The 12,370-nt window shown below is 66.0% G+C and carries 11 protein-coding genes; 5 read left to right on the top strand and 6 right to left on the bottom strand.

Annotated elements, in window-relative coordinates:
- Window positions 1–1,452 (bottom strand): HdeD family acid-resistance protein, encoded by a 1,452-nt coding sequence (locus ACIPHN_RS19535; protein WP_400438898.1) that lies wholly within the window; start codon window positions 1,450–1,452, stop codon window positions 1–3.
- Between the two features lie 114 nt (window positions 1,453–1,566).
- Here ACIPHN_RS19535 and ACIPHN_RS19530 point away from each other — a divergent pair, with 114 nt between their 5' ends.
- The 3 genes from ACIPHN_RS19530 (at window position 1,567) to ACIPHN_RS19520 (ending at window position 4,922) form a co-directional block, all read left to right on the top strand.
- Window positions 1,567–2,331, top strand: a complete 765-nt coding sequence (locus tag ACIPHN_RS19530) for a YdcF family protein (protein WP_400438896.1) — start codon at window positions 1,567–1,569, stop codon at window positions 2,329–2,331.
- 225 nt (window positions 2,332–2,556) lie between these two features.
- Entirely contained in the window at window positions 2,557–4,404 is a 1,848-nt protein-coding gene (locus tag ACIPHN_RS19525) for a methyl-accepting chemotaxis protein (protein ID WP_400438894.1), read from the top strand.
- Window positions 4,405–4,733: 329 nt separating this feature from the next.
- Window positions 4,734–4,922, top strand: a complete 189-nt coding sequence (locus ACIPHN_RS19520; protein WP_400438891.1) for a hypothetical protein — start codon at window positions 4,734–4,736, stop codon at window positions 4,920–4,922.
- Between the two features lie 12 nt (window positions 4,923–4,934).
- On the opposite strand, the gene ACIPHN_RS19515 is transcribed toward ACIPHN_RS19520, so the two are convergent.
- Window positions 4,935–5,855: a LysR family transcriptional regulator gene (locus ACIPHN_RS19515; RefSeq protein ID WP_400438889.1), complete on the bottom strand. Its 921-nt coding sequence runs from the start codon at window positions 5,853–5,855 to the stop codon at window positions 4,935–4,937.
- A gap of 152 nt (window positions 5,856–6,007) precedes the next feature.
- Between ACIPHN_RS19515 and ACIPHN_RS19510 the strand changes: the two genes are divergently transcribed.
- Window positions 6,008–7,402, top strand: coding sequence for an NAD(P)H-dependent oxidoreductase (locus ACIPHN_RS19510; RefSeq protein WP_400438887.1), 1,395 nt, complete (start codon window positions 6,008–6,010; stop codon window positions 7,400–7,402).
- A gap of 15 nt (window positions 7,403–7,417) precedes the next feature.
- Here ACIPHN_RS19510 and ACIPHN_RS19505 read toward each other — a convergent pair whose 3' ends face one another.
- A complete protein-coding gene (locus ACIPHN_RS19505; protein WP_400438884.1) occupies window positions 7,418–9,706 on the bottom strand; it encodes a TonB-dependent receptor in 2,289 nt (762 codons plus the stop codon).
- On the opposite strand from ACIPHN_RS19505, the gene ACIPHN_RS19500 reads away from it, so the two are divergent.
- Window positions 9,695–10,006 (top strand): hypothetical protein, encoded by a 312-nt coding sequence (locus ACIPHN_RS19500; protein ID WP_400438881.1) that lies wholly within the window; start codon window positions 9,695–9,697, stop codon window positions 10,004–10,006. The two genes, ACIPHN_RS19505 and ACIPHN_RS19500, sit on opposite strands and share 12 nt — an antisense overlap.
- A 60-nt stretch (window positions 10,007–10,066) precedes the next feature.
- On the opposite strand, the gene ACIPHN_RS19495 is transcribed toward ACIPHN_RS19500, so the two are convergent.
- The 3 genes from ACIPHN_RS19495 to ACIPHN_RS19485 are packed head-to-tail and all read right to left on the bottom strand — an operon-like array spanning window position 10,067 to window position 12,359.
- Window positions 10,067–10,423, bottom strand: a complete 357-nt coding sequence (locus ACIPHN_RS19495; RefSeq protein ID WP_400438878.1) for a DUF3325 domain-containing protein — start codon at window positions 10,421–10,423, stop codon at window positions 10,067–10,069.
- A complete protein-coding gene (locus tag ACIPHN_RS19490) occupies window positions 10,420–12,060 on the bottom strand; it encodes a PepSY-associated TM helix domain-containing protein (protein ID WP_400438876.1) in 1,641 nt (546 codons plus the stop codon). The genes ACIPHN_RS19495 and ACIPHN_RS19490 overlap by 4 nt, the downstream gene beginning before the upstream one ends.
- Window positions 12,057–12,359: a DUF3649 domain-containing protein gene (locus tag ACIPHN_RS19485; protein ID WP_400439160.1), complete on the bottom strand. Its 303-nt coding sequence runs from the start codon at window positions 12,357–12,359 to the stop codon at window positions 12,057–12,059. The genes ACIPHN_RS19490 and ACIPHN_RS19485 overlap by 4 nt, the downstream gene beginning before the upstream one ends.
- Window positions 12,360–12,370 lie beyond the last annotated feature (11 nt).

Here is a 12,370-nt window from a genome sequence, read left to right as displayed (position 1 = left end):
TCAGGGTGGCGGGGCTTGCTGGTCTTGCTGTTGATGCCGCCGTGCGCGCCAGCCCCGGCGCAGACGGCGACTCTGGCGCAGCGCCAGATGCAGGGAGGCCGCCCACGACAGCGGGCGCGGATGGACCACGGCGCGCAGGGCGCGGGCGTAGTCCAGCACCATGCCCGGCGTCCAGGCCATGGTCACGGCGCGCTTGCGGATCTGGCTGGCGACCCAGATCTCGGGCGTGAACATCATCCGCACCGCATTGGACCAGTGACGGTCACGGTGGCCCATCACCCCCTCCAGCGCCGCCTCCAGGGCCTGGGCCACGGTACTGGAGCAGTTGCGATAGGTGAGGTTGTAGATCTCGGCCTGGCGATAGCGCTGCCAGAATCGGTCCAGGTGGGCGCGCCGGTAGTCGCGGAAGACGATCTTCTCGGTCGACTCGCACCAGGCGGCAGCTTCGCTGCGATAGTCGCTCAGGTAGCGACCTTTGACGTCATTGTCGGCGGTGGCCCGCAACAGACGAGCGAACTGGTCGGGGGAGCGGTCGATTTCCTCGGCCGGATAGAGGCTGATATAGAGGTCCGGCAACAGCTCCAGCGCGGCGTGGCCGGTGGAGATGACGCCATTGGTATCGACCGCTGCGATATAGCGGTCGATCACCGGCTGGCGCCGCGCCGGCCCCTTGGCGCTGCCGGTGGGCGTCCAGACGTGGATGGTCAAAGGCGCTGCCGGCCCCGCAGGTGAGGCCACGGGGGCAAGCCCGGTGCGCAGCATGGCCTGCATGCTCTCGTCACCACGATACAGGCCGGCATCGAAGGGGCGATCATTGTCGCTGGTACGGCTGGCCAGCCTGTCCAGCGAGACTTGCGGCGGCAGCATGCGCGTGCGCAAGGCCAGCCAGATCATGCTCCAGCCGCCGAAGATCAGCCCCAGCGCCAGGCAGAACGGCACCGTCCCCTTGTAGTGGGTGGGATAAGGCTGGAAGAACACGATCGCCAGCACGATCTGGACCACGCCACCGGCCAGCGCCATGCGCCAGCGCGGAAAGCGCACCACCAGCGCCGAGGTGATCTGCAGCGCGCCGCCGATGGCGAAGGCCACCCCGAAGAGGATGGCCAGGACCATGTCGCTGGCCTGGTGGCGGGTGATGACCAGCACTGCAATGAGCAGGAACAGCGCGCCCTTGACGCGCCGCAAGGTCTTTTGCGCGCCCATGCCGCTTTGGGCCACCCAGAGCGTGACCAGGCTCTCCAGCAGGAGTAAGCAGCCGAACAGCGTCAGCGGAAAGTTGAGCACGCCATCCAGGGCATCGATCATCAGGGAGACCCCAATGCTGCCCCAGGCCAGTCCGGCCACCGCCACCACATGCCAGTTGCGACGGATGAAATCGGCGCCCAGCAACAACAAGACAAGACGTATCACGGTTCTTCCCGGGCTTGCGCCCTCCCCTTGGCGATGCGGCATTGTCAGCGATTCCGTGACGCCAGGCAAATGGCACCGACCGTCTGCGGCAAGAGTGGCCCAAATCGCGCCAATCACGCACAATGCCGGCTCGACCCGCTCCCATCGTTGAACACCATGCCCCTGGCCGTCCTGATTTCGGCTGTCGCCAGCACCTTGCTGCTGCCGCCCGTCGCCCCCCTGCTGCTGTGCCTGGCCGGTGCCTTGCTGCGCCGGCGCATGCCACGCGGCGCGCCGCTGCTGGTGGCGCTGGGCGTGGCGCTGCTCCTGCTGCTCAGTACCCGCGCCGGGGCACTGCTGGTCGTGCGCCCCCTGGAAAAACAGTATCCCGCCCTGGCCCAGCCCGGTGCGGCCGGCAATGCGCAAGCCATTGTCATCCTCGGTTCCGGGCGCATCGACCGCACGCCCGAATATGGCGGCGCCGACGACGCCAATCCGATCGGCATGAAACGCCTGCAATACGGTGCGTATCTGCATCGCCAGACCGGCTTGCCCATCCTGGTCACGGGCGGCAATCCCGATGGCTCGCCGGAGAGCGAGGCGGCCGTGATGGCGCGGGTGCTGCAGCGCGACTTCGGCGTCCCGGTGCGCTGGCAGGAGCAACAGTCCAACACCACCGCCGACAACGCCACCCTCTCGGCCGCCATGCTCAGGGCCGATGGCATCGAGCGCGTGCTGCTGGTCACCGACAGCCTGCACATGCCGCGCGCCATGCGGGTCTTCACCCTCACCGGATTGCAGGTCCAGGCCGCGCCCACCGTCTTCGCCGGACCAGCCCGGGCGCGCCTGATCGATTACTTCCCCAACGCCGGCAGCCTGCAACTGTCCAGCTACGCCCTGCACGAATGGGTCGGCCAGTGGTGGTACCTGCTGCGCCACTGATCCCGGCCGCGCGGCCTAAGCCCGCAAGTAGCCTGCCTTCTGCCTCCTGTTCCCGACCTGCGTCGCCCCTTTCCGGCAGTAAAGTAGTGGTATCGCATGGTCAGCATCGGTCATGCGCTTGTCGTACAACCAACGCTCGAACAAGGCAATACGGACGGTCACATCCCTCATTGCACAGGCGCGAAGACGCCTGCGGGCATCTACACAGACTAGGGAGACTCCACTATGGGCCAGCTGTCCTTCAACAAGAAACTTTGGCTGCCACTCATTCTCAGCCTCATCGCATTGCTGGCAATATCCATTTTCAGCGCCGTGATGGTACGCAATATCCGCCTGGAAGAACGCCGCGCCGACCTGACCAATGTCGGCCAGACGGCCTTGTCACTGGTCAAGGGCTATGGCGCGCTGGCCGACAGCGGCAAGCTGCCCAAGGACGAAGCGCAAAAGCGTGCCACTGCGGCCATCAAGAGCCTGCGCTACGGCAGCGACGGTTACTTCTCGATCTCCACCTCGGACCAGGTCATCGTGATGCACCCGATCAAGCCCGAGCTCGATGGCAAGAACCTCTCCAACTTCAAGGACCCGGCCGGCACCAACCTGTTCGTTGAAATCACCAAGGCCGGCAGCAAGCCCGAAGGCGGTTTCGTGAACTACCTGTGGCCCAAGGTCGGCGCCGCCGATCCGGTGGCCAAGACCTCGTTCGTGATCGCCTACAAGCCCTGGGACTGGAACCTGACCACCGGTGCCTACATGGATGACATCAACGCCGCCTTCATGCATACCCTGTGGCAGATGGTGATCCTCTTCGCGGTGGTGGCGGTGGCACTGGTGGCGCTGGTGGTGACGATCAACCGCGGCATCCTGCGCACCATCGGTGGCGATCCGGCCAAGGCCGCCGAGGTTGCCAATCGCATCGCCCAGGGTGATCTCACGCCCAACATCGAGACCATCCCCGGCGACCAGAGCAGCCTGCTCTACGCGGTGCGCAGCATGCGCGATTCGCTGCTGGCCACCATCAGCAACATCAAGACCTCGGCCGACACCATTGCCACGGCCTCGCAGGAAATCGCCAGCGGCAACCTGGACCTGTCTGGCCGCACCGAACAGCAGGCCGGCTCCATCGAGGAAACCGCCTCGGCCATGGAAGAGCTGACCGCCACCGTCAGGCAGAACGCCGACAACGCTCGCCAGGCCAACCAGCTGGCCGAGTCGGCCTCGGAAGTCGCCATCCAGGGCGGCAGCGTGGTGGGCCAGGTGGTGCAGACCATGGAAGGCATCACCGACAGCTCGCGCAAGATCGCCGACATCATCGGCGTGATCGATGGCATCGCCTTCCAGACCAATATCCTGGCCTTGAATGCGGCCGTGGAAGCGGCCCGTGCCGGTGAGCAGGGACGCGGCTTTGCCGTGGTCGCCTCGGAAGTGCGCTCGCTGGCGCAACGCTCGGCCTCGGCCGCCAAGGAGATCAAGACGCTCATCGATGATTCGGTGTCCAAGGTCGATACCGGCAGCAAGCTGGTCGAACAGGCCGGCGCCACCATGACCGAGGTGGTTGCCAGCGTCAAACGCGTCACCGACATCGTCGGTGAGATCAGTTCGGCCAGCCAGGAGCAGAGCGCCGGCATCGCCGAAGTCGGCCGCGCCATCACGCAGATGGATGAAGGCACGCAACAGAACGCGGCACTGGTGGAACAGGCCGCCGCCGCCGCCCAATCCCTGCAAGACCAGGCCGCGACACTGGCAGGACTGGTCAGCCGCTTCCAGGTCGATGGCAGCCAGGCGAGCGCGGCCACCGTCCACAACGTCCACACTGCCGCGCAGCCGATGCACAAGCCGACGCCACGTCCCGCCGCCGCATCCAAACCGGCGCCGCGCCCCACCGCAACACTGGCCAGCAAGCCCGCCGCCGCCGCACCCAAGGCTGCCCCGGCCAAGCCGGCAGCCGCAGCCGCAGCAACATCAGCATCAGCATCAGCAGCGGCCAAGCCCGCAGCGGCAACCGCCAAGCCGGCGAGCAAGTCGCCCTCACGCCTGCCTGCAGGTGAGGACGAAGGCGACTGGGAAACCTTCTGAGCCAGCGGCCCCGGCCGCTACTGCGCCTGCCCTCTCAGGCCCGCTTCGGCGGGCCTTTTTCATGGGCGCGTGCCTGGGCCATCGCACCCCGGCAAGCCAGACCGGACTGCCATGCCGCCTCAGCAATGATCTGCCGTCGATGATTGTCGCATTGCAATGAATTGCCCACATTCTTACAATTTTCTGTCGCACTTTCGCCGCCAAGCACAGTCCCACCGGCATTCAGCTTAGAATAAGCCCATCCATAACGTAATTGATTGGTACGCCCCCGGCTGCATTCGTGATGAATTGCGAGGAAGCGATGGCACGACATCTGAAAGGAAAGTGCAATGACGCAGTCCCCCAAGAATATCTCGGCCCTGATGTGCGAACTTAGCGTGGCGCTAGCCGAACTGTCCGAGAAGATGAGCAACCTGTCCGTGACCCTGGAAAACAGCTATCTGGAATCCAATGCCCCGGAGACGGCCGCCACACTGGAAGCCGCGCGCGAGACCATCGACAAGGCGCGCAGCCAGTAAGGCCGCGATCGCTCATGCATCGGCCGCTGCCAGCGAGGGCAGCCAGAATGCCGGCCCCAGTGCATCCAGACGTTCCCGGATGAATTCCGCCACCACCTGCACCCGCACCAGATCACGCGCATCGGCGTGGGTCAGCAACCAGTAGGATCGCCGCAGACAGATCTCCTGCGGCAACAGCCGCACCAGCTCCGGTTCGCGCGCGGCCAGGAAGCACGGCAACACCCCCATCGCCAGCCCCGACGCCACCGCCTGTACCTGGCTGATCACGTTCGAGATGCGGATCTGCGGCCGTATCGTCGATGAAATCTCGGCCAGGTAGTCCAGCTCGGACGACCACATCAGCTCTTCGATATACCCCACCCAGCGCTGCTGCTCCAGTTGCCGCCGCTCATCAATGGGCCCGTGCTGCGCCAGGTAGGCGTGGCTGGCATAGACGCCCAGTTCATAGTCATTGAGCCGGCGCGCAATGAGTCGTCCCTGCTCGGGCCGGGTCATGCTGACGGCGATATCGGCCTCGCGCTTGGACAGGCTGAACATGCGCGGATTGGCCACCAGCTCCACCTCCAGCTCGGGATGCCGACGCGCCAGCTCCTTGAGTTCGCGTGCCAGAAAATAGGTGCCCCAGGCCTCGGGCGTACCGATGCGCACCGAGCCGCTCAAACCCTGCGCCGCATCATCCTGGCGCGCGCCGATACGGATGGCCAGGTTTTCCATGGCTTCGGCGTCCGGCACCAGGCGCTCTCCTTCCACGGTGAGGGCATAGCCGGCGGCGCGGCGGTCAAACAGCGTGGCGCCGATGGATTGCTCCAGGGCGACGATGCGCCGGCTCAGGGTCGAATGATCCACCCCCAGCTTGCGTGCGGCCACCGTCAGGCGGCCGGCGCGTACCACGGCAAGAAAGGCTTGCAGGTCATCCCAGTCGAATTTGCGCAAGGCAGGCGCCTCTCAGGTATGTGGATCTGCGCACGGTCGATGTGCATTTCTCGACATTTACGCGACAAAAGTCCAATGCTACTCTTTTTTCGCTGGCCGGCCGTGACACTGGCAGGACGGTCGCGCAGAACAACAATGACCAAGGAGACGACATGGCGACGATGTTCCATCAACTCAAGGCGCTGGCCGAGCAAGGCCGGCCGGTGCGGGTCGGCCTGATCGGGGCCGGCAAGTTCGGCTCGATGTTCCTGTCCCAGGTGTCGCGCACGCCGGGAGTCCACCTGCTGGGCATCGCCGATCTCTCGCCGGCACGGGCGCAGGCCTCGCTGGCGCGGGTCGGCTGGAAGGCCGAGCAATCCGCCGCCCGCTCCTGGGACGAGGCACTGCGCCATGGCACCACCTTTGTCCAGGACGATGCCGAGGCACTGATCTCGCAACCGCAGCTCGACATCATCATCGACGCCACCGGCAGCCCGGCCGCCGGCATCCGCCACACGCTGCTGTGCTGCCAGCACAAAAAGCACATCATCATGGTCAACGTCGAAGCCGATGCCCTGGCCGGCCCCCTGCTGGCGCGTCGCGCGGCCGAGGCCGGCATCATCTATTCCATGGCCTACGGCGATCAACCGGCGCTCATCGCCGAGATGGTGGACTGGGCGCGCACCTCGGGCTTCGAGGTGGTCTGCGCCGGCAAGGGGACCAAGTACCTGCCGGTCTATCACCAGTCCACCCCCGATACGGTGTGGGGCCATTACGGTTTCTCGGAAGAACAAGTGGCCGGCGGCGACTTCAATGCGCAGATGTTCAACTCCTTCCTCGATGGCACCAAGTCGGCGCTGGAGATGGCGGCGGTAGCCAATGCCTGCGGCTTGCGTCCGGCCGACAGCGGCCTGGCCTTCCCGCCCTGTGGCGTGGATGACCTGCCGACCATCCTGCGTCCGCGGGCCGACGGTGGCATCCTGCCGCACAGCGGCACGGTGGAAGTGGTGTCCTCGCTGGAACGTGATGGTCGCCCGGTGTTCCGCGACCTGCGCTGGGGCGTGTATGTCTGCTTCGAAGCGCCCACCGATTATGTGCGCGACTGCTTCGCGCAATACGGTCTGAAGACCGATGCCAGCGGACGCTATGCCGCCATGTACAAACCCTATCACCTCATCGGCCTGGAGCTGGGCTACTCGGTGGCCAACATCGCCGTGCGTGGACAACCCACCGGCAATACGCTGGGCTTTGCCGGCGACACGGTAGCCGTCGCCAAGCGTGACCTCAAGCCCGGCGAGAAGCTCGATGGCGAAGGCGGCTACATGGTCTATGGCCGGCTCATGCCGGCCGCGGCCTCGCTGGCGCATGAAGCGCTGCCCATCGGCCTGGCCCATGGCATCGTGCTGCAACGACCAGTGGCAGCAGGCCAGACGGTGAGCTGGGCCGATGTCGCCATCGACAGCAGCCGCGAAGCCATCCAGGTCAGGCGTGAGATGGAAGCCCTGTTCCGCCGTGAGATGGGCTTGCAAACGGGCTTGCAAGCACCACCCGCGCATCAGGCGGCCTGAGGCACGGGCGTCGGATCAGAAGTCGTACTTCAGCTCGGCAAACACGGTGCGCTGCGGGAAGGGATGGAACAGGAAGTAATCCCGGTTGGTCAGGTTGTCCACGCCCAGCGCCGCGCTCCAGTGCGTGTCGATACGATAGCGCACACGTGCATCGAAGACGGTGTAGCCATCGAAGCCCTGGTAGGTGTGGGTGTTGACGTCGGTATTGTCGACGGTGGCATAGACACGGCCGCTGTAGCGACCGGCCAGCGTATAAGTCCAGCGGTCGTCCGGCTTGTAGCTGGCCACCAGGGTGGCACGCCACTCCGGCACATAGGGGGTGCGCTTGCCCACCGAGGTGGCACCGGCGGTGGTCGCCACATAGCCGTCGTTCTGCAGGATGCGCGCATCGACCCAGGTCACGCTGCCGTTGAGCGAGAAGCCGCGCAGCAGCAGGTTGTTGCGCTCGAAGGCGGCCTCGATGCCGCGCTGGCGGGTGCGGTCCACGTTCTGCGTGAACGAGGCCACGCCACTGCCGATGGTCGAGGTCTGCGAGATCAGTGCATCGGCGACGCGCTCCTCGAACAGCGACAGCCGCCACTTGCCCTGCCCTTCTTCCAGCTGGCGCTCGATGGCTAGTTCGGTGCTCCAGACCTTCTCCGGTTTCAGGTTGGGATTGGCCTGCAGGTAGACGCCATTGAGCAGCACGTTCTGGTACAGCTCGCCCACGGTGGGAAAGCGCAAGGCGCGACCGCTCGACAGGGTGGCCAGCCAGTCATCCGACAGCGCCCAGGCCAGCGAGGCCTTGGGCGACAGGCCACTGCTGTTGATCTGCGGCTGGTTGACCGCGAACCCGGTGCCGCCCGAGGTCGAATAGTTGTAGCCATCGAAGGCACGCCACCACTCGTAACGCGCCCCCAGCGTGGCCTTCAGGCCCGGAGTGACGCGCCACACATCCTGCGCCCACAGCGCCGAGGTCTCGGTCTTGCCGCGCGAATCCGAGGCCAGCGTACCGTTGCCACCGCTGATCCAGTTGCTGGTGTTCCAGGTCGGCGTGGCCAGCACATAGCGATCATAGTGCGCGCCCACACTGATCTCCTGGGCCGCCTGCACACGCCAGATGCCCTTGGCGTCGACCGTGCTCCAGCCGGTGCCGCTGGCGTCGGCGATGGTGCCGGCACCACCGCCCTGCCCGGCCGGGAAGGTGGTGGTGGAGGTACGGGTCAGGTCACGCGAGGCTGCGACGTTGGAGGCCGCCAGCTGCCAGTCCCAGGCGCCGCCGGTCTTGCTGCGCACCTCCAGGCCCTGCATCCACTGCTGCTGGTCGACGTCGTTGCTGGCGAAACCGCTGGTATAGGCCGGCGCGCCGCTGGCGTTCCTGAGGAAGGTCTGCGGATTGGCGCTGGCCTGGTTCTGCCAGAAGCCCAGCGTATAGGTCGCCGTCAGCGTGGGGGTGAAATCATAGGAGAGCTTGAGACGCGCCGTATCCTGCACCGTGTGCGTCAGGTTGCCCGCGCCCAGCACATACAGGTTCTTGCCGGTGCGGTCCTGCGCCAGCACCGCACCGGTGGTGCCGGCCGGGACGCTGGTGGCGGTGACATAGGTCACCGGCGGCGAGTAGCTGTCCAGGTGATTGACCGAGAAGCGCCAGGCCAGGCCATTGCTGCGGTTGCCCAGGCCGACGTTGTATTCCTGGGCGCGATAGGTGCCGGAGGCGCCGTACTGGCTGAAGTCCTGCTGCGAAACCAGGGCCTTGATGCTGCCCTCGAAGTGCTCGGGCATGCGCGTGGTGATCTCTGTCACGGCACCATAGGAGTTGCCCGGATACTCGGCCGCGAAGGGTCCGTACATCACATCGATGCGGGCGATCTCCTCGGGCGCCACCATGAACCAGCGTGGCGAACCATTGCCGTTGTTGTTGTTGACCAGGGCCGAGAGCAGGATGCCATCGGCGTAGACCAGGCTGCGCGCGCTGGCATTGATGCCGGTGGTGCGCGTGGCCAGCGGTGCCTGGGTGTCGCCGATATAGCGCTTGCGCACCGACAGGCTGGGCAGGTATTTCAGCGCATCGGAACTGTCGGTGACATTGATGCCATCGGCCGCGGCGTCGGCGGTCACGCTGGCGCTGGTCTGGGGCAACTGCTTGCGCTCGGGGACGGAGGCCGTGCCGCGCACTTCCACGGTGGGCAAGGCTTGCGTATCGCTGCCGGCATCCTGCTGGCTAGCCTGCGCGAAGGTGGCGCTGCTCCACGCGGAGAGGACGGCCAGCAGCAAGGGATTCCATGGGCCGAGGCCAGACCGGGAGGATGAACGTTGGAGTTTCATGGCGACGCTTTTCATTGTGCAGAGAAGCGCTCGCAGCCGCACCCCGCGACCGCCGTGACGTTCGCGCTCTCCCTGTTATTTTTTTCGACGGCGCAATCTATCATGCAGCCCTGGCGCTGCGGCCTGGCGTGCCTGCCATGGCTCAGGCCTTGGCGCGTGCGCGAAAATCGTTTTCCCTTTTTTCCCTTTTACGACAAGGATTTAGCGCAGCGAACGCCCAAGAAAAAAGGGCTGCGACATATTGCCGCAGCCCGCAAATACAACAGAGAGGAGTTCAGATTGGACCCGATTTTTCCCTGACGCCCCTTAATCCAAATCAAACACCCCGCGCTCTCGCGCAAGACGTTCCTGCGATCACAATCAAGCGGCCATCATCCACAAGGCCAGCAGCAAGGGCAGGCAGGCCAGCACCCGCTGCGCCAGTCGCGGCACCTGCGCCGGCCGGTAGCTCAACGCCAGCACATGCAGCACGCCCGCCACGGTGAGCAGGCCCGTCCCTGCGACCAGGCCGATGCTCCAGCCCTGCATGCGCACCGCCACGGCGAAGCTGGCCAGCAAGCCCAGTGTGCCCAGCCAGCGCAGGCGACGACGCAGGGCGGGAGCAGGCTCGGCGCCGCGTCCGCGCACGTCGGCATAGTGCCGGTCCATGGCTTGCGACAGGGCGCTCCATGCGCAATAGGCCAGCCCCAGGGCCAGCAATACACCAAAGGGATTCATGCTGTCTCCTTGAGGGCTTGGGCTTGCGCCTGGGCCGCACGCGCGGCCGGCTGGCTCGCACCGGGCTTGCGCTGGCGCCGCGCCAGCAGGCGCTCGGCCAGTGCCAGCGCAGCCCCCAGGGCCAGCATGACCAGGTCGAAACCGGCCACCGGCCAGGGACCGCGTCCCAGCAGCAGGGTCACGCCCAGATGCGAATGCGTGGTGATGACATTGAGAACAGGAATGCCGATGAACAACGCTGCACCTGCTCCCAGTTGCAGGCGCCACATGCCCAGGCTGGAACGACATTGCGCCAGCACGGCCGCCACGGCCCAGGCGGCGAAGAAGACATTGATTTCCATCTGCGGCCGCTGCACCAGGTCCAGCGGCAGCAAGCGGTTGGCCCAGAAGTAACTGGCAAAGGCGATCGGCAGGCCGGCGATCACCCCCAGGTTCAGTGCCTCGACCAGCCGCAAGCCGACGCCGGGACGCGCGCCCTGGGCGATGGCCTTGGCCTGCTTCTGGCGCGTCTTCACGCCCCACAGCAAGGCGCCGGTGGCGACCATCAGGTAGCCCGACAGGCCACACAGGAAGAACAGCGCACGCAGCCAGGGATCGGCAAAATGCCCCATGTGCAAGCCATAGAGCACGCCACGCGTGACGGCGGTCTGGCTGGGCTGCTCGCCGACAGCGGCCTGCTCGACACCGGTGACGCCATTGAACAGCATGGCCGGCTGCAGATAGGACAGCGTAGCCAACTTCTGGCGTGTGACCACCGTGGCCTTGGCATCGCCCGGATGGTTGACCACCAGCAGCGCCAGCGGCGCGCCCTGCCAGTGCTGCTGCGCCTGGGCCGCCAGCGGTGCCAGTGCCACCAGCGGCGCGGCCACGCCAGCCGGCTTGCCGCGGCCGGCGCCGCTGGGGAAGACCTCCTCGAAGAAGGCGCTCTCGCCGCCCTTGTCCTGGTAGGCCGTCTGCACGCCCCAGGGCATGATCATGAACATCAGCGTGACCAGCCCGGTATAGGTGATCATCAGGTGGAAAGGCAGGGCCAGCACCGCCGCCGCATTGTGGGCATCGAGCCAGGAACGCTGGCCCTTGCGCGGCCGGAAGGTGAAGAAATCCTTGAAGATGCGCTTGTGCGTGATCACCCCGCTGACGATGGCCACCAGCATGAACAGCGCACAGATGCTGACGATCCAGCGCGCCCATTGCACCGGCATGTAGTGCAGGTCGAAGTGCAGTCGATAGAGGAATTCGCCGCCGCGTGTCTGTCGCACGGCCAGCTTGCCGCCGCTGCGGGCATCCAGCAATTCGCTATGAAAACGGCTGCGGGGGCTGCCGGCCGCGCCGGCCTTGGGCGCGGCACCGATCCAGCCTACCCGCAGCGCGGTGCTGCGCGCCGTGGGCAGCGTGATGAACCAGCGCTCGGCCTCTGGCGCCTGCTGCTGCAGGTAGGCGACGGCCCGCTCGATGGCGTGTGCCTGCGGCACCGGCTCACGCTCTACGGCGTGCAGCTCGGGCATCATCCAGAAGCTGATCTCTTCCTTGAAATAGCTGGCCGAACCGCCGGCAAAGACCAGCAACAACACCCAGCACACCAGCAAGCCGCTCCAGGTATGCAGCCATGCCATGGACTGCCGCAAGCCCTCCTTCATGCCAGCATTCTCCCGCCCCAGGCCGCCAGCGCCAGCAGCAGCGCAGGCGCCGCCAGGCCGGCCCAGGCACGCCAGGCGCTACGCGCGGCAAAGACCCAGATCACCGCGCAAGTGAAGATGGCAAAGCTGAGCATGGTCGCCGTCATCACCGCATCGGCCGGCGCCATGGGCAGATAGCGCGCCGCCACGATGGTGCACAGGGTGGTGAGCCCATAGCCGCCGGCGACGGCGGCCACGGCGCGCGAGAGCACGGCCAGCCGGTAATGCAGGGCCGGGCCGCTAGAAGAGCTGGAGATCATGTCTGGCATGG

This window comes from Herbaspirillum sp. NPDC087042 (assembly GCF_044745245.1).
GTDB lineage: Bacteria > Pseudomonadota > Gammaproteobacteria > Burkholderiales > Burkholderiaceae_D > Herbaspirillum.
The sequence above is the reverse complement of the archived record's forward strand: the minus strand, read 5'-3'. Positions and strand labels throughout refer to the sequence as shown.